This is a genomic window from Corynebacterium sp. ES2715-CONJ3 (assembly GCF_024814365.1).
GTDB lineage: Bacteria > Actinomycetota > Actinomycetes > Mycobacteriales > Mycobacteriaceae > Corynebacterium.
This window is the reverse complement of sequence record NZ_JANUXS010000005.1, coordinates 108,690-126,357: the sequence shown is the minus strand read 5'-3', so window position 1 is coordinate 126,357 and position 17,668 is coordinate 108,690. Positions and strand designations below refer to the sequence as shown.

General features: G+C 53.2%; 15 protein-coding genes and 2 tRNA genes. 8 read left to right on the top strand and 9 right to left on the bottom strand.

From position 1 onward, the window contains the following. Positions 1 to 70: 70 nt before the first annotated feature. A tRNA-Ile gene (locus NXT00_RS07390) sits at positions 71 to 147 on the top strand. 8 nt (positions 148 to 155) lie between these two features. After that, a tRNA-Ala gene (locus NXT00_RS07385) sits at positions 156 to 228 on the top strand. A 345-nt stretch (positions 229 to 573) separates the two neighbouring features. On the opposite strand, the gene NXT00_RS07380 is transcribed toward NXT00_RS07385, so the two are convergent. Next, positions 574 to 807: a hypothetical protein gene (locus tag NXT00_RS07380; protein WP_259158580.1), complete on the bottom strand. Its 234-nt coding sequence runs from the start codon at positions 805 to 807 to the stop codon at positions 574 to 576. Between the two features lie 1,472 nt (positions 808 to 2,279). Between NXT00_RS07380 and NXT00_RS07375 the strand changes: the two genes are divergently transcribed. Genes NXT00_RS07375 through NXT00_RS07365 form a run of 3 tightly spaced genes read left to right on the top strand, consistent with a single transcriptional unit; the run spans position 2,280 to position 5,058 of the window. Next, a complete protein-coding gene (locus NXT00_RS07375) occupies positions 2,280 to 3,281 on the top strand; it encodes a substrate-binding domain-containing protein (RefSeq protein WP_259158633.1) in 1,002 nt (333 codons plus the stop codon). Positions 3,282 to 3,292: 11 nt separating this feature from the next. Further along, positions 3,293 to 4,294: an ABC transporter permease gene (locus NXT00_RS07370; RefSeq protein ID WP_259158579.1), complete on the top strand. Its 1,002-nt coding sequence runs from the start codon at positions 3,293 to 3,295 to the stop codon at positions 4,292 to 4,294. A gap of 8 nt (positions 4,295 to 4,302) precedes the next feature. Continuing rightward, complete coding sequence (locus NXT00_RS07365) at positions 4,303 to 5,058, top strand: ATP-binding cassette domain-containing protein (RefSeq protein WP_259158577.1); 756 nt, start codon at positions 4,303 to 4,305, stop codon at positions 5,056 to 5,058. 48 nt (positions 5,059 to 5,106) lie between these two features. Here NXT00_RS07365 and NXT00_RS07360 read toward each other — a convergent pair whose 3' ends face one another. Continuing rightward, the gene (locus NXT00_RS07360; RefSeq protein ID WP_259158576.1) at positions 5,107 to 6,309 is read right to left on the bottom strand and encodes a hypothetical protein; all 1,203 of its coding nucleotides are present in this window, start codon (positions 6,307 to 6,309) and stop codon (positions 5,107 to 5,109) included. A 79-nt stretch (positions 6,310 to 6,388) separates the two neighbouring features. On the opposite strand from NXT00_RS07360, the gene NXT00_RS07355 reads away from it, so the two are divergent. The 3 genes from NXT00_RS07355 to NXT00_RS07345 all read left to right on the top strand — a co-directional run bounded on the left by NXT00_RS07355 (position 6,389) and on the right by NXT00_RS07345 (position 9,340). Next, a complete protein-coding gene (locus tag NXT00_RS07355; RefSeq protein ID WP_259079344.1) occupies positions 6,389 to 6,913 on the top strand; it encodes a peptidylprolyl isomerase in 525 nt (174 codons plus the stop codon). A gap of 61 nt (positions 6,914 to 6,974) precedes the next feature. Next, entirely contained in the window at positions 6,975 to 7,619 is a 645-nt protein-coding gene (locus tag NXT00_RS07350; RefSeq protein ID WP_259158575.1) for a rhomboid family intramembrane serine protease, read from the top strand. 302 nt (positions 7,620 to 7,921) lie between these two features. Next, positions 7,922 to 9,340 carry an NAD-dependent succinate-semialdehyde dehydrogenase gene (locus NXT00_RS07345; protein WP_396124959.1) on the top strand — a complete coding sequence of 473 codons (1,419 nt, stop codon included), beginning with the start codon at positions 7,922 to 7,924 and terminating at the stop codon, positions 9,338 to 9,340. Positions 9,341 to 9,393: 53 nt separating this feature from the next. Here NXT00_RS07345 and crgA read toward each other — a convergent pair whose 3' ends face one another. Genes crgA through NXT00_RS07310 form a run of 7 tightly spaced genes read right to left on the bottom strand, consistent with a single transcriptional unit; the run spans position 9,394 to position 17,660 of the window. Continuing rightward, positions 9,394 to 9,663: a cell division protein CrgA gene (gene crgA, locus NXT00_RS07340; protein ID WP_259158573.1), complete on the bottom strand. Its 270-nt coding sequence runs from the start codon at positions 9,661 to 9,663 to the stop codon at positions 9,394 to 9,396. Positions 9,664 to 9,702: 39 nt separating this feature from the next. Then, the gene (gene pknB, locus NXT00_RS07335) at positions 9,703 to 11,637 is read right to left on the bottom strand and encodes a Stk1 family PASTA domain-containing Ser/Thr kinase (RefSeq protein ID WP_259158572.1); all 1,935 of its coding nucleotides are present in this window, start codon (positions 11,635 to 11,637) and stop codon (positions 9,703 to 9,705) included. Then, positions 11,634 to 12,974 carry a protein kinase domain-containing protein gene (locus NXT00_RS09465; protein WP_259158570.1) on the bottom strand — a complete coding sequence of 447 codons (1,341 nt, stop codon included), beginning with the start codon at positions 12,972 to 12,974 and terminating at the stop codon, positions 11,634 to 11,636. The genes pknB and NXT00_RS09465 overlap by 4 nt, the downstream gene beginning before the upstream one ends. Continuing rightward, entirely contained in the window at positions 12,974 to 14,413 is a 1,440-nt protein-coding gene (locus tag NXT00_RS07325) for a penicillin-binding transpeptidase domain-containing protein (protein ID WP_259079322.1), read from the bottom strand. The genes NXT00_RS09465 and NXT00_RS07325 overlap by 1 nt, the downstream gene beginning before the upstream one ends. Beyond that, positions 14,410 to 15,723: an FtsW/RodA/SpoVE family cell cycle protein gene (locus tag NXT00_RS07320; RefSeq protein ID WP_259079320.1), complete on the bottom strand. Its 1,314-nt coding sequence runs from the start codon at positions 15,721 to 15,723 to the stop codon at positions 14,410 to 14,412. Before NXT00_RS07320 ends, NXT00_RS07325 begins: the two co-directional genes overlap by 4 nt. Next, entirely contained in the window at positions 15,720 to 17,225 is a 1,506-nt protein-coding gene (locus NXT00_RS07315) for a PP2C family serine/threonine-protein phosphatase (RefSeq protein ID WP_259158569.1), read from the bottom strand. The genes NXT00_RS07320 and NXT00_RS07315 overlap by 4 nt, the downstream gene beginning before the upstream one ends. Further along, positions 17,226 to 17,660 carry an FHA domain-containing protein gene (locus NXT00_RS07310; protein WP_259079313.1) on the bottom strand — a complete coding sequence of 145 codons (435 nt, stop codon included), beginning with the start codon at positions 17,658 to 17,660 and terminating at the stop codon, positions 17,226 to 17,228. It lies immediately after the preceding gene. Positions 17,661 to 17,668 lie beyond the last annotated feature (8 nt).

The following is a 17,668-nucleotide window of genomic DNA, read 5'->3' as shown; positions in this document are numbered from 1 at the left end:
TACCTATAATGAGCACTGGTTTTGCCCGTTAATAGAATCTGCTGTAAAGTTGGGTTTCGTTCCTTTTTAAGGGCCTATAGCTCAGTCGGTTAGAGCGCATCGCTGATAACGATGAGGTCGCAAGTTCGATTCTTGCTAGGCCCACCAAGGAATTTGGGGCATTAGCTCAATTGGTAGAGCATCTGCTTTGCAAGCAGAAGGTCAGGAGTTCGATTCTCCTATGCTCCACAAACTGGATGCTGGTTTGGATTTAATCCAAGCCAGCATCTTTTTTCATTCCTAGGGGAGCGTTTTCCTTTGTGTCTATAGGCTTTCGCTGTTTGCTCGCTCTGTGAAATGGAGGAGGAGACTGGTTTCGTGCCCACTATCTCGGTTTAAAGCGGCGGCGCTTGCGATTTCTTAATACTTTGGACAGGTCAGCGTACTAGGTTAGCCTTTGCGGGAAACGGCGAATCACGCACGGCAAGTTATTCGCTTGCTTGATTCGCCGCTTTTTCCCATGCTGTCGGTGTCAGCTTCGATCTTGGCAACCAATTCTAGGTGCTTAATATCCTTTCGGTGGGCAATAATCCGCTACTTCTCCTGATTGCGACGGCCTCTATAGACAGCGGCTGCGAGGCTGCCGAGAAGCACCAAAAGTCCGAAAACATAAGACACGACAAATTCCTTCGAACCTGCTTGACTTCCGCTGCTCATCCACTCGAAGCCACCCAGATACAGTGCGAAAGGTAACGGTATAGCGAGAATGACCAAAATCGTAAAAACGAGAGCAAGCGGTTTAGGCAATACCATATTTTTCTTAGTCATCTATATTCACTAACTTTTCTTTAAATCCTATTCCTCGACCTGCCATGAAACTGGACCGCGCAATCCTTTTTAAAAGATCTCAGCAGTGATTAGCGAATGTGTTGCTGACTCCATCGTCGTCATATCATTTCCTTTCAACCGTTGTTACGGTCTTTTATTTCACCCCTAATTTCACCTAAGTTCCTCGTTCAAGAGTCGGAAGATGTGGGCAGTCAACGGTGTTAGCTTCCTTATCATCACTGGGTAAGTGAGGCACCATGACAACAAATGGTATCGGCCGAGCCGGACGCCGAGTTTAGGCTGGAGCGAAACTCGATCCGGTGATAGAACAATAGACGCAAGGATCGCCGAGATTTATCAGTCCGATACTCATTACTCCTCTCGCTCCAGGCTGAGCAACAAGGCGTGAATCCTTATGATCCGATCGCAACCCAACTCCCCATTCCCGTCATGGCTGAAGTACTGGCACTATAGGTGGGCTCCTAGTGCTCTCGGTTTGTACTCTCGGGTGCTCTCGGTTCGAGGCGCCTGAATGACAGCACAGTCGGGTTTACACACAGAGCTGGTATAGAAACCGACTCGCACCATCAACAATCTGCTTTCCAAGGAGACACCAGCACTTTTGCGTGGAAAAATATGACCGTTCATACGAAGGGATAGCAAGTTTCCCACCAGATCATGAAGAAGAAGCTAGGGACGCCACAGTTAAAATTGAGGATGTCTAGGAGTGTATTGCCCAATCCCTGGGAGGTGGAGAACCAAGCAACATGGTGTGTCAGGGGTTTACTCGATGATGCCTGAGTGATTGTGGTCGAGTACATCATTTTTAACAATGCTGGAACCGTTCTGATCACTCATCGAGGATGAGTGATTGGTTTAGTGAATGTCTGACTACAGAGACTGTTCAGGTGAGCTGGTGAAGACAGAACCTCTTTTGGGTGGCACCTTTAGAGAAGATTATTGTGCTGATGCTTAAGTGATTATTAATTCAGCCTCGTTAAGATGTGCCAGAGAGTCTGCTCGGGCTAAGCTGTGCCAGATCCATGCGTCACAACAGGCCCAATCCTTCAAGCGTGAGCTGTGCGAGCATCGCCGCGCGAATATGAAGGTTGCTTAAGACGAGGTCCGACTCGTCTTCTTTTAACGTCATAGATTTATTAGCTATCACCGCGAGGTGCTTTTCTATTGCTTTGATCGTTGTGCCAGCAAAGATCACAGAGTGAGCACTGCGAGATTCTATAGAGCAGCGCCCCACACGCTAGTTGGCAGAACCATGAGCATCTTCGTGCGTATCACTAAAATACTGGAATTTGTAGGCCGATCTATTCAAAGAAATGACACAAGATCCTATAGCTTGGTTGAATCTCGCCGACCTCGTAAGAGATCTTTCTTTCTTAACACCCAGCTTAACACTACTTAATCGGTAAAGTTGCAGGTCAGCCTAATTGACCGCACTCACATCTTCAGGCACCATGGCAGAGGTGTACTTAACAAGGAAAATAAGCCTCGTTGCTAGTTTCGTGGCAGCGATCACCCTCATAACCGGGTGCTCAGCCACGGGAGGCTTGCAAGAAAAGCAACGCCTAGACGCAGCGAACGGTCACGCTGATACCCCTCGCCTTGTGGTAGCGATGGTGACCCACGGCGCCCCCGGAGATACCTTCTGGGACCTCGTGCGCAAGGGGGCTGAAGATGCAGCTCGCAAGGGCAATATCGAGCTCCGTTATTCCAGCGATCCCCAAGCTCCAAACCAAGCCAATCTGATTCAGGCAGCCATCGATTCTGACGTCGACGGACTCGCTCTCACCATGCCCAATGCCGATGCACTTGGCCCGGTAGCAGCTCGTGCAAGCGCCGCGGGAATTCCCACAGTTGCTCTCAATGCCGGGATGAATCGCTATCAAGAATTCAATATCAGTAGCTTTTTCGGCCAAGAGGAAAAACTTGCCGGACTCAAGGCCGGTGAGCGCCTTGCTGCCACGGGTGCCGAGCATGTTCTCTGCATTATTCACGAACAAGGTAATTCCTCCCAGGAATCTCGCTGTCAGGGTGTGGCAGAAGGGTTGGGTAAGGAGGTGGACTTGCTTTACGTTAATGGCCAAGACCTCACGAATGTGCAGGCGACCTTGGGAACGAAGCTAGCTCAGGATAAGAATATCGAGTGGATTATGAGCCTGCAGGCGCCCGTGGCTCTGCGCGCCGTGGAGGCGGTGAAGGAAACCCAATCCGCGGCCAAAATCGCTACCTTCGATACCAATGCCCAGCTGATGACGGCGATCAACAATGATCAGATCGCCTTCGCAGTCGATCAACAACCCTATCTCCAGGGCTATCTCGCTATCGATTCCCTATGGCTTGCCCACCGTAACGGGTCCGTTATGGGTGGCGAGCGCCCAGTATTAACAGGGCCCAGCTTTATCACACCTGACAATATTGACCAGATCTCCGATGCCGCCTCAGGTGGCTTTAGATAATAGTGAACCTCGTGAATAAGATCCCTTTACTGTCCTCTTTAAGCCGCCGACCCGAAGTGGCAAGCCTCATTGGTGTGGCCCTGGTGGCCATCCTCTTTCTCATTCTCGCCCCACCTTTCCGTAGCTTCGATGCGCTGGCCACGGTACTCTATGCCAGTTCCACCCTGGGTATTGTGGCCCTAGCCGTCGGTTTGCTCATGATCGGGGATGAATTTGATCTCTCCTCTGGCGTTGCCGTTACCACAGCGGCCTTGGCTGCAGCGATGCTCAGTTATAATCTCAATCTCAATGTGTGGGTAGGAGCCGGCCTATCTCTAGTGATTGCGCTAGCCATCGGTGCACTCAATGGATATTTGGTGACCCGCACTGGTATCGCAAGTTTCTTGATTACTTTGGCTGCTTTTTTGATCTTGCAGGGATTGAACCTAGCGCTGACTAAACTCATCACCGGTCAGGTAGCCACTCCATCTATTGCAGATATGGAAGGTTTTCCCCTCGCCCACGCGGTATTCGCAGGCAGCATCGATCTCTTCGGGATCAGCTTTAAGGTCACTATATTCTGGTGGTTATTCTTCGTCGCTATTGCCAGCTTCGTTCTCTTTCGAACAACCTTTGGTAACTGGATTTTTGCGGTGGGCGGTAATCAGAATGCTGCGCGCGCCGTTGGAGTTCCAGTACGCCGCGTGAAAATTCTACTCTTTATGATGGTGGCCTTTGCCGCGTGGTTTGTGGGTATGCACACTCTATTTGCCTTCGATTCCATCCAAGCAGGACAAGGCATCGGCAATGAGTTTCTTTATATCATTGCAGCTGTCATTGGAGGCTGTGCGCTTACAGGCGGCCGCGGTACCGCGATCGGTACAGCTTTCGGAGCCCTGATCTTTGGCATGACTAATCAAGGCATTGTTTATGCTGGCTGGAACCCAGATTGGTTCAAATTCTTCCTCGGTGCCACCCTCCTTTTTGCAGTGATGGCCAATAGTTCTTTCGCTACCATGCAAGAAAGACGATAGGTGCGCACGTGATTGAACTGAATGCTATTTCAAAAAACTACGGCTCTTTTGCAGCCCTCGATAATATCTCTTTCACCATTAAGGAGGGTGAGGTCACCTGCGTCCTTGGGGATAATGGGGCGGGAAAATCAACCCTCATCAAGATTCTCGCGGGGATACACCAGCCAGATACCGGCACCATGGTGGTCGATGGCGTCGAGACCACCTTCACCAATCCGCGCGCTGCCTTGGATCATGGCATTGCAACGGTGTACCAAGATTTGGCGGTCGTCGGACAGATGAGTGTTTGGCGCAATTTCTTCCTTGGCCAAGAACTGAGCAATCGCTGGGGAATTCTCAAACGCGCCGAGATGGCACATATTGCACACCAACAATTAAATGAGATGGGCGTCGATTTGCCCTCTGTGGACACGCCCATTAGTTCCCTGTCTGGCGGGCAGCGCCAAGTGGTCGCCATCGCGCGCGCCATTTATTTCGGTGCTCGCGTCCTTATTCTCGACGAACCCACTGCTGCGCTGGGAGTTAAGCAATCTGGAATGGTACTGAAGTTCATTGCCGCTGCCCGCTCCCGTGGAATCGGGGTGGTCTTTGTTACCCATAATCCGCACCACGCGTATTTAGTGGGGGATCATTTCACCATTTTAAATCTGGGCCGGCAGATCTTAGATTCAGCTCGATCTGATACCAGCGTCGCGGAATTAACACGGTATATGTCAGGTGGTAGTGAACTCGAAGCACTCAGCCACGAATTAGAAGGCAGATAAAAAACTGGCCAGAGGATATTCTCTGGCCAGTTCTTATTTACTTAAAAGTTATTTCTTCTTGCCGCGCTTGCGTACCTGAGTTTCAGCGACATCGGGATCTTGAGGCATTGAGTTGAGTTGATCCTCAAGCGCCTCGAGTACGGCCTCGTCTGTTACATCGGTAGTCTTCTCAGCTTTATCCTCAACGTCTTTTTTGACGTCTTCGGCTTTATCTTGCGCTTCATCCTTAAGGTCTTCGGCATCGTCCTTGGCTTCTTCGACCTTATCTTCGGCTTCGTCTTTGAGATCTTCAGCCTTGTCCTTAGCCTCGTCAACCTTGCTCTCGGCCTCATCTTTGACGTCTTCAGCCTTATCCTTCGCTTCGTCCTTGAGGGCTTCAGCGTCGTCTTTGGCTTCCCCAGCCTCGTCCTTAGCCTCATCCTTGAGGTCCTCAGCTTTGTCCTCGGCTTCGCCCACAACGGTCTTGGCCTTATCAACTACTTCTTCGGCCTTGTCTTTGACCAAATCAGCTACCTCTTGGGCCTTCTCGCGAGCCTCATCGGCCTTGGAGCTAAGATCGGATGTGAGATCGTCGAAACGCTCAGCAGCGGTTTCCTTTGCGAGTTCAGCTTCGAATTCAACCTTCTCGCGAGCCTCAGCAACGATTTCGGAAGCTTTAGCGAATTGCTCCTTGCTCGTCTCTACGGCACCATCTGCACGGGAGGAGAGATCCCCGATAAGAGCTTTGCCCTTTTCCAAGGCTGTCTCCGCGAGGTTCTGTGCTTTGCGCGTATAAGCCTGCGTGGTGGTTTCACCCTCATAGTCATCGGTGCGAGGCGGGCGCTTAGAAGTATCTTCCTTCAGGAAGTAATAATAAGCAGCGACGAGTGCGCCAGTGATAATGGTGAACCAAGAGAAAGCGCGGAATTTCTTGCACTTCTTCTTCGGTTGTTTTTCCACACCTTTGATCTCTCCGGCCTTGGCACGTGCGTGGCGCTTGGCCTGCTCTGCACGCTTGTGGGCGGCGCGCTTGAACTCGTCGCCATCGTATTCGTCGCGCAGTTCCTCAAAACGACTGCGAGCCTTTTCGCTCAACGTGGAAAAACGCTGCTCAGCTTGGTCTTTTTTGGCTTCTACATCGTGTTTGACGTTATTGGCCACATCGACAAGATTGTCGTATGCATCCTCGGCCTTCTTTTCCGCGTAATTCGAATAAGCCTTATACGCACGTTTTAACACCGTATAGCCACCTTTCAGTGCCATGAGATTCATGTTCGCTCCTAGAGAACTGGTAGTACTATTACCTTTCAAGCCTAGCGATAAGTATCGTTTCGTGCTTAATATAGGCTGTATGAGTTTAAAGACTGCAACGGCAATTCTGCATACCAACCGTGGTGATATCGAGGTAGAACTCTTCGGTAACCACGCACCTAAGACCGTCGAGAATTTCACCACCCTCGCTAACGGTACCGCCGCCTATACCACGAATAATGCTGCTGGTACTGCTGAGGGCCCATTTTATGACGGCTCGGTATTCCACCGCGTCATCGATGGATTCATGATCCAAGGTGGTGACCCTACCGGCACCGGACGAGGTGGCCCAGGCTATACCTTTGCTGATGAATTCCACCCAGAACTCCGTTTCGATCGCCCATTCCTCTTGGCTATGGCCAATGCAGGCCCCGGCACCAATGGTTCGCAGTTCTTCATTACGGTCGCTCCGACCCCGCATTTGAATAACCACCACACCATCTTTGGTGAGGTTACCGACCCAGCTTCCCAAGAAGTGGTCAAGGCAATTGCCACCACCCCAACCGATCGTTCTGATCGCCCAACCGACGCCGTGGTTATCGAGTCTGTGGAAATCAAGGCTTAACTAAGAAGGGCTTGAATATTTCTGGCAGGGGCACTATCGCCCCTGCCTTTTTCTTATGAATATGGTGAATATAGTAAAAAATTATTACCGTCAGGCGCCCGTGAGCGCTGCTCTGGTGGCTCTGATGATTGTGTTGTGGGTTCTCACGGCCGTAGAGTCACTGTCCATTACCAATAATCTAAAATTTTCATCCCTCGCAGATCACCTCGTTTTCTACGGGCCGAAACCTAATCCTTTCAGTGGGATTACTGCCTCGCTGATGCATACCAGCATCTCGCACTTAGCCCTCAATCTGGTGCTAGTGGTTCTGATGGGCCGCGAAATTGAGCGCGCTGTGGGACCGAGGAAATACCTAGGCGTCTTTATCGCGGCGGCGTTGAGCTCCGCAGCGTGCGTGGCCCTCTTCGACCCTTACTCGGCCGTGGCGGGGGCTTCCGGTTTCGTTTATGCGCTGATGGTACTCCTCGTAGGCCTGAACGCTTCCCGACGCCTTGATTTACGTGCCCCTTTGACGTTATTACTGGTCAATTTTGGTTTCAGCTTCCTCATTCCTGGCATCAGCCTGATGGGGCATATGGGCGGGGCACTAGCCGGCGTGGCCCTTCTGCCCTTAGTGCTCAAGCCAAAGAGGACGACTGACTGGATTGTTATTGGGGCAACGGGTCTGATTGCTGGCGCGGTTATTATCTACGCCTCGGGTATCTAGAAAAAGTTGTCCACATCTTATGCACCATGTGAGTTATCCACAGAAGTTATCAACACTGTTGATAATCACATGAATGTGATTATCTGGCCCAGAAGCTAATTATTGATCGAAAATACCAGCTAGAGGATGCTGCATTCGAAACTATGTGCCTGTTTGGGAAAGTGCAGAAAGTTATCAACAGCCTGTGAATAACAACCCGGCTGTGGTTGTACACACCTTTATCCACAGCCTGTGGATAACTATGTGGGCAATCTCTGTGGAAAACCCTAGACTGGGCACTACCCACCTATGCGAAAGGATTTATTACTGTGTCTCAGAATATTTTCATCGGCCACACTCAGCATGATTCCACTGATACGTTCACTGTTATCAACCCGGCAACCGAAGAACCCATAGCCGAGGTTGCCAACGCCACCTCCAAGCACTGGATGATGGCCTTAGATAAGGCCACCGAGATAGCACACAGCTGGGGCAGCAGTGCCCCGCGGGACCGTAGTGAGATCCTGGAAAAAATTCATCAGGCAGTAAGCGATCAAGCCGAGGAGCTCGCTCAGCTCATCACAATGGAGATGGGCAAAACCCTCACAGAGGCCAAGGCTGAAATCGCCTACGGACTCGACTATTTTCGGTGGTTTCACGCGGCTGCGGAGCGCATGAGTGGCTATACCCTCCAAGCCCCGCGGGGCAACGGCGATATTCTCGTGACTAAGGAGCCTGTGGGCCCCGTGCTGGCGATCACGCCGTGGAATTTCCCCTTCGCGATGGCCGCTCGTAAGCTTGCCCCCGCACTCGCCGCAGGGTGTCCTGTGATCTTAAAACCTGCTGATCTCACACCCCTTACGATGCTCAAGCTCGCTGAGATTATCAGTCCTATCCTCCCCGATGGAGTCCTCTCCGTCATCCCGACCACCAGGGCCAAGGAACTATCCCTCGAATTGATGGCCGATCCCCGGCTGAAGAAATTGAGTTTTACCGGTTCCACCGCTGTAGGAACCCTCCTCGCGAAGCAGGCGGCACCGCAGCTCATCCGGCTCTCCCTGGAATTAGGAGGCAATGCGCCGTTTATCGTCGCAGCAGATGCAGATATGGATAAAGCTATAGATGGCGCCATTGCAGCGAAAATGCGCAATGGTGGCCAAGCGTGTATCTGTGCCAACAGGTTCTTTATCCACAGCTCACGAATCGAAGAATTTACCACCCGCCTCACCGAGCGAATGAACGCCTACCATATGGGTCCAGGGACAGATCCCCAGACCACCTTAGGGCCTATGGTGTCTGCCCCACAGCGCGATCGGATCCACGCACTCGTGCAGGACGCCTTAGAATGCGGGGCTGAGATTATTAGCGGTGGTTATATCCCCGATAGCCCGGGTTATTTCTACCCACCCACGGTTATCAGCGGGGTGGATAACGATATGAAGATTGCGCGCGAGGAAATCTTTGGACCAGTGGCCGGCATTCAATCCTTCGACACCAACGAGGAGGTCGTGGTAGCTGCCAATAACACCCATTACGGTCTAGCTGCCTATGCCTATACTGAGTCGCTAGAGGGTGCCCGATATTTTTCCACGCACCTCAACACGGGGATGGTGGGAATCAATCGCGGTGCTATTTCTGATGTAGCAGCGCCCTTTGGAGGAGTGAAACTCTCTGGCCTAGGGCGTGAAGGCGGACTCGATGGTATCGAGGAATTCCTCAACACCAAATATATTGCGCTGTAGAAACGCTGAAGAAAAAAGCTCCCCTTTGTTAACAAAGGGGAGCTTTTTCTGTTCTATCGCCAGCCCATGGTGAGCAGCAGGCCCACGATGAAGAAGCCGAAGCCGATGCCGTAATTCCACGGCCCTAATTGAACCATGAGATCAATATGGGTGCCGGCGAGATAATTAACAATCAACCATGCGAGCCCAATGAGCATGCAGCCAAACATAATGACCTTGTACCACATGGGCGTACCGGAGGAATTAATCTTCACAGGGGTGCGGTTAGCGCCCGCACCGGAGGATAGCGGAATGCTACTGTGGGAAATCTTTGCCTTAGGCATAAGTCAAACCTCTGTTCTTATCAAGTAATGGTCACTATGTTATGGGGCGATAGCGGCGATGTCGAACTCCCACAGGGCAAGCGTAATAACGGAATCCTTGCGGATCTTAGTTCCCGCAGCTTGCTGCTGGTTTGCCACGCGTCCGCCGTCGATAAGCGATGTCGTCTTGACGGGGGGAGCGATCACGAGCTGGTCATCACCACCGCGCCATCCTGCGGCCTCCAAGGCGCGTTTCGCACTAGCAACCGATCCACCAGTCACATCGGGCATGGTAAATAGTTGCCCATTGGAAATCCGAATTTCGATACGCGAATTTGAATCCACCTTGGATCCTTCACCAGCCACAAAGACCACGGTTCCATCAGGTTCCACGCCATCAACAACTTGTACTATCGGTTCAAAGCCCAAAGAGGTGAGGTTGCCTTCAGCCTGCTCCCACTTCATGCCCGTAACCACGGGGACACGTTGTTGCTCAATACCCGTAGAAATTGTGATAGTAACCTTCGACCCCTTAGAAACTCGTGATCCAGCGGAAGGTGATTGTTCAATGATCTCGCCTTCGGGCACGGTCTCGGAGGTATCTTCACGCACCACGGAATCGAGCTCTAAGCCCGCCTTTTGCAAGATCCGATTTGCCTCAGCGGTCTTCTTGTTCTTGAGATCAGGAACCTCAGTGACTTCCTTACCAGAGGAGACGATCAAGGTCACTGTCGTGCCTTTTTGAATAGCAGAACCGGCAGCGGGATTGCTACGAATGACGAGGCCCTGTTTTACCGTGGGGCTGGCTTCTTCAGAAAGGGTGACCTCAAAGCCTTGGGCGATCAAGCTTTCCATAGCTTGGTCGCTAGGGACCAGGGCATAATCTTGGAGTTCGCTTAAACTGCTGCGCCCCCCAATGGGGCTCGTAGACCCACTGAGATAGGTATAAGTAAATGTTCCAACAATTCCCAGCGAAAGGATCAGCAGCAGACCAATGAGGATTTTCCACACGAGGTTACCGCCACGTTGAGGGGGTGTAGCCGCGATGACCTCACTGGGGTGACGGTGCTTACCTACCGATGCAACTGGCTGTACCGTGGTGTGCTCAGCGGACGCTGGTTCCACATAATTACGCGCCGCCATGGTCACCGCATTGCTTTCGAGGCGCTTGAGATCAGCAGCCATTTCCGCAGCAGTTTGATACCGATCCCCAGGGTGTTTCGCCATCGCGGTGAGAACCACCGCATTCACATTCAGAGCCTCCGTGGGGGTGAGATCCGGAATGAAATCGCTAGGCGGTTGCGGTTCGTCTTGGACGTGTTGGACGGCCACCTCAAGCGCATTCTCGCCAGCAAAGGGCGGACGATCAGTGAGAATATTATAAAGAACGCAACCCAACGCATAAATATCCGCACGCCCATCAACCGCTTTACCGCGCGCCTGCTCGGGGGATAAATACTGGGCCGTACCGATCACAGCAGAGGTCTGCGTCATATCCGCGTTGACATCATCAAGCGCACGAGCGATACCGAAATCCATGATCTTCACCACGCCGGTATTCGTGATCATCACATTCGCAGGCTTGATATCTCGGTGGATAATTCCTGCGTCGTGGCTAGCTTGAAGGGCCTCACACACCGGAATCAACGTGGTGGCGGCTTCCTCTGGGCTCAGCGGACCCGTTTCTTTGATGATATCTCTGAGGTTTCGGCCGTTTACGAGCTCCATGACGATATAGGGCGTGGAAATATCATGACGCATAATCTCGCCCGTATCATAGACGGCTACGATTGCAGGGTGATTCAGGCGGCCAGCATTTTGGGCCTCCTTGCGGAAACGTTCACGGGAGTTTTCATTGCGGGCTAAATCAGCGCGCAAAATCTTAATGGCCACCTCGCGGCCCAGAAGAGTATCCATGGCCTGGTACACCTCGGACATCCCGCCGGTGCCAATCACAGGGCCCAGTTCGTAGCGATGAGCGATCATACGGGTCACTGGGCTTCTCCTTGGGTCGATTGGTCAACGGGCGGGGCGGGTATCTCCACCGTGGGGGTATCCGCAGGAATCGGCTGAGCTGGTTCAGGCAGCACCATCGTTGGTGGAGTATCTGGAATAACAGGCGCCTCGGTGATGTCCTCGCGCTCAGGTTCCACCTCGGTGGGCGGAGCCGGAGTATCAATATCCTCAGGCGCCGGAACTGTTACAACCTCCTCGGGAACGACAGTCACAATACTCGGTTGAACTGGAGGAGAGGGCTGCATCAGCTCATCGATTATCCCAGATCTATAAAGGAAGAATCCTAGTGCCACCACACCGCCGAAGACAACTACCAGTATCACACCTGTTATCCATCCACTGCGCTCAGGCGCTGGGGGAACTTCATAGGAAGTCCGAGCCATCTGGGTTGGCGGCATGATTGACGTCGATGCGGGCTGAGGCGGCGATATGATCCGAGTGGTTGGAGGCGCGCTCACAGGTGCCGGGCGCCGACCCAGCCGCGCCGCAGAAATAGCCTGTGCATATTCTCGCCCATCCCGGTAGCGATGCGAAGGCTCTTTGCGCAGCGCGGTAGCAATTACCTCGCGCGCCGGGGCGCTGATAGTGGTGGGGAGAGCAGGCGGTGCCTGATGGATATGCGCCAGCGCCACCGACACGGTGGAATCGCCCTCGAAGGGTCGACGGCCAGCCAGCATTTCATAGCCCACCACCCCGAGGGAATAAATATCGGAGGCAGTATCAACTACAAGACCTTGCGCCTGCTCGGGAGAGACGTACTGAGCGGTTCCTACCACCATGCCCGTGCGGGTTAATGGGGCGGAGGCGGCGGCCTTGGCGATACCAAAATCAGCAATCTTAACCCGCTTATTTTGGGTAATCAGCAAATTCCCAGGCTTAATATCGCGGTGCACGAGGCCCAGACCGTGGATCGTGGCAAGGCCCTGCGCTGCTTGCTCCAGAATATCGAGGGCTTCTCCCTCCTCGAGAGGGCCAGAGCGCCGCTGGAGGAGATCGCTTAAGGTTTCCCCACGCACATATTCCATAATGAGCACGCTGAGAATCTGCTGCGAGTGAGGTTCGCGTAGCTCCAGATAATCGTAGGTGCGCACCACATGATCGGAATTAATACGAGTGCTAGCCGCCGCTTCATTGCGAAAGCGGGAAAGAAATTCAGGGTTGGAGGCAAATTCGGGGCGGAGTACCTTAATGGCCACCTCGCGCTGGTGACAGAGATCGTCGGCTAAATAGACGGTGGACATTCCGCCGGTGCCGATCACCCACTGCAGCTGATAATGACCCGCGAGGAGTTCCTGGAGACGCTCCTGTTCATTCATTACTGTCCTCCCTTGGGTGCTTGAGCGATAATGGCTCGCCCAATTGGGGCGGCAACTGATCCACCTGTTGCTGCCTGGCCGAGATCGCCACCATTTTTGACAACTACGGCCACCGCAATATCTTCGCCCGGGGCAAAGGCGATATACCACGCGTGGGGGTTTGAATTTCGGGAGTCTTCGCCATGCTCCGCGGTGCCCGTTTTGGAGGCAATATTTTGACCTGCGTATCCTGCGGTGAAGCGCTCCGAGGCCTGCATCAGATTAGTCAGCGTTGTTGCCTGATCTTCTGTGATACCTGAGGAGAGAACGCGCGGGCTAGTCTTAGAAATCTCGGTAAGATCATCTGCCACTACGCGGTGGATCAGATGTGGCTCCATGCGCACGCCCTTATTGGCCACGGTCGCGGCAATAACAGCATTCTGTAGCACGGTTAATGCCACATCACGCTGCCCAATCGCAGATTGCCCCAGTGCTGGGTCATCGGGTAAATCACCGACGGTGCCGGGTACCACGGGAAGACCCAAGTCATATCTCTCGCCGATACCGAAATCTCTCGCTGCTTGGCGTAGCGCATCCGCGCCAGCCTGGATTCCCATCTCCACAAAAGCAGTATTGCAGGAGTACTGGAAAGCAGTTAGAAGATTAACCTCGGTAGCACCACCGCACAGTTGACCCCCATAATTCTCCAGTGTTGCCTCAGTGCCAGGCAGCGTTATCTGCGGTTGCCCAGTCAGTGTGGAATCGGGAGTAAAGCCCTTGTTTAAGGCAGCTAATGTGGTCACCACCTTAAAGGTTGAGCCCGGTGGCAGCGTTTCCTGTGTAGCTTTATTGAGCAAGGGATCGCCTGGGTTGGCATTGAGTTCCTGCCAGGCTAATTCGGCCTGGTTTGCATCACTAATGGCGGCTGGGTCGAAGGATGGAGTCGAGGCTAAAGCCAGTACTTCTCCTGTCGATGGTCGGATAGCTACTGCCGCTCCTTCATAGCCGCGTGAGGCGAGTTCGTTGAAGGCGGTCTCTTGGGTAGCAGGATCGAGGGTTAGTTCCACGTTTCCTACTTGTTTATCCTGGCTAATAAGGCTTTTCCACCATAGTGTGGGTGATTGAGCGGTGCCGTTGAGCACATCATTGTAGCTGGACTCAATGCCACTGGCACCGTAAATATCGGAAATATAGCCCTCTACCGCGCCAAAGGCTTGGGGGTTATGTGGATAATTGCGGTAGTAGAAGCCGTCCTCACCTTTTAGTGATTCAGCCAGAATGATGCCACCTGTGGCAATATAGCCGCGGGGCTGAGATTTCAGCTCAATCAGACCGCGTCGGTTGGCGGGGTTTTGAGCGTATTCCTCCTCTTTGAAAACATGAATATAGCTGGCGTTGACTAAGAGGATAGCCATCATGACGAGGGTGAAATAAAAAGATTTCGCAATGGTTCGATTCATGAGTGCACCCCCTGCTGGGCGGATTGGCTAGCGGAGTGGGAGATCCGCAAGATGATACCGAGCAGAATATAATTAGCCATCAAAGATGATCCGCCTTGAGACATAAAGGGTGTTGTCAGACCCGTCATAGGCATCAGTGCTGAGATTCCGGCGGTGACCACGAAGACTTGGATGGCTAGGGTGAGGGAGAGCCCGGCGGCTACCAATTTGCCGTAGGAATCCTTAGTCATCACAGCGGCGCGCATTCCGCGGGCGATCAAGATGGTAAACAAAATCAAAATGGCGGCAAGCCCATACAGCCCCAATTCCTCAGCTAGTGAAGACAAGATAAAGTCGCTCCACGCCACAGGCACTAAATACGGGTGCCCGAGGCCAAGTCCCGTCCCCGTGAGGCCGCCCGTGGACATACCGAACAGAGCCTGCGAAAGCTGGCGGCCCGTATCATAAGGATCAGCTAATGGGTCTAAGAAAATGGAGAAGCGGGTTTGGATCTTATCGGAGATTTGATAGATGGCGGTGCCACCTATGCCAACGAGAATGACTCCAATAAATAGCCATGAGACACGCCCCGTCGCCAGATACAGCATGCCCAAAACTGTGCTGAAGAGAAGCAGAGCGGGGCCGAAATCGTTTTCGCCAGCCATAATAAAGATAGCAATTGCCCACACCACAAGAATGGGTCCGAGATCGCGGAGGCGGGGGAATTCCATACCCATAAGTCGGTAGCCCGCAACATTAAAGAGGGCCCGCTTGGTCACCAGAAGTTGGGCGAAAAAGAGCAACAGAAAAATCTTGGAAAATTCTCCTGGTTGGACCGAAAAGGAGCCGATACTAATCCAGATACGGGCATCAGCGACAACCCCGGGGCGTGTGGGCCAAATGAGCGGGAGGGCCAAGAGGATTAATCCTACGAGACCTAAAATATAGGAAAAGCGTCGCAGCACGCGGTGGTCGGTGAGGAAGATGAGGACGGTGATCATAAGTCCCACTCCAACGAGCGTCCAGATCACCTGCCGCGAGGCCATTGTGGTTTCTTGTGCCACATCGATGCGATACACCATGGCAAGCCCTAAACCATTGAGGAGGGCCGCTACGGGGAGCATGATCTGGTCAGCCTGTGGGGCCAGAAAACTTAAGGCAATATGGGCGATGAGGAAAACTCCGATAAAGCCCCCGATGACCCAGGCGAGTTCGGCGTTGATATCTAACCCCAGCGCCATATTGAGGCTGAGCAAGGTTATGGCCATGATGATGGTGGCCGCTATGAGAAGGCTTAATTCCGTGGTGCGCCAGCGGGCGGTTGAAATCATGGGTTCTTCACCTCCCGGCAATTAACTCCAGGGGTTGAAAGATCTCCTGGGCGGCTTGGGGCAGCAGATGATTGCGATTGCGGTGTGGTGCGCACGGAGCTCGTAGTCGTGCGGGTTTGCGACCGTGGAGCGCTGGTCGAGGTCGGTGGCGTCGTGGTGCTGGAAGGAGTACGTGTAGCACGAGGAGTGCTGGTTGTGCGAGGGCTGGTGGTCTCCTTAACCTTTTGCCTGGTCACACACACAGGTAATGCTTCTTCAGAGAGGCGCTGCATCTGCTGGATTACTTCGTCATAACGCCCGCCAGAGAAATTACTGACGAGGGCGCGCGCCGGCTCGTTGAGATCGTTGAGGGAGAAAATAGCACAATCAGGCCGCTCGCTATTATCAACGAAAGTAAGATTCCCAGCGGCGTTAATGCACGCCGCTTGATAGGCCTTTACTCCCAAGGCGCTGAGGCCTGGGGTCTTAAGCCCCTGGGAAATAATGAATTCCTGCTGGTCATTAAGGCTAATGAAGTAGCGGTCGGCGGCGTAGCTCTGAGCTGCGAGGAAACCTCCGCCGCTCACTAAGAGGGCGAGCATAAACGCAATGACAGGGATGAAACGGCGTGAGCTCTGGGGCGCTTCTTTAGCCTGCTGCGGATGTGGAGGTATCACCTCCGGTTGCCGCGCTGTGGCTGTGGCAAGGGCTGCAGCAGCCCTGCCAGCAGCGGTATTAATCTGCGGGGGTTCCTCCTCGTTATTGAGTGCTCCCGCGGTCAAAGGTGTAGCGGGCAGTGTGGCTGGATCGATGTCATCAGCGACGATATCGGCCACCACCACGGTGACGTTATCGGGACCACCGGAGCGCAGCGCTAAATCGATGAGGCGCCGCACAGCTTCTTCTGGGGTGCCATATGCTAATTCATCGGCGATGGTATCAGTAGTTACTGGATCAGACAGCCCGTCGGAGCAGAGCATGAGCCGATCACCAATACGCGCATCGAGGTGCTCTAAGGTCGGTTCGACCGGCCTACCCGTATAGGCCTTTAAGATCATGGAGCGCTGCGGGTGAGTGGAGATATCCGCAGGGTCTAGCTGGCCTTTATCTACCAGCGATTGCACATAGGTATCGTCGACCGTAATCCGCTCGAGGGTTCCAGCGCGCATGCGAAAACCGCGAGAATCACCCACATGGCATAGTCCCAGTTCGTCCCCGTTGAACATCAGCGCTGTGAGCGTGGTCCCCATGCCCTCAATTTCTGGTTTTTCACGCACTCCGCGCGCAAGCGCCCGATTGGCGTCATCGGCCACGGAGCCGAGCAGCGCTAACATATCATTCTCACCCGGGTCGGCGTCGATCTCCGCGAGATAATTAATCATCATCTGGGAAGCCACCTCGCCGGCAGCGTGTCCGCCCATTCCATCAGCGAGGGCGAGCAGATATGGGCCCGCATAGGCGGAATCCTCATTATTGCTGCGTACTAATCCCCGGTGGGATCCGAGAGCATAATGTAATTTCATCTAGCCCACAAGCCTTAGAGTGGTCCGTCCAATTTTCAGGTCTTGCCCGGCGACAACTCGCTCAGGGGCGTCAATACGTGCACCCTGGACGAAGGTTCCATTGCGAGAATCTAGATCTTCGATAAACCACTCATTGCCGCGACTAAATAGCCGCGCGTGATGTCCTGAGGTGAAATCGTCGTCGAGATTGAGACCGCAATCGTGCGAGCGTCCGATAGAGATATCTGACAGGCCTGATAGATCGACGCGGTAGCCGGTCAACGGACCGTCGAGAATAGCTAATTGCTGCGGGCGTCCTCCTAGAGGAGCCTGAGCAACGGCGGGGCTGGTATGGGATTTCATGGTACGTCGCATTGCAATGAACGCGAAAAAAATAAAAAGCCATAAAAGGGCGAGGAGCCCAATGCGCAGCCCAAATAAAAACGCCGAATCCATGCTTCTCC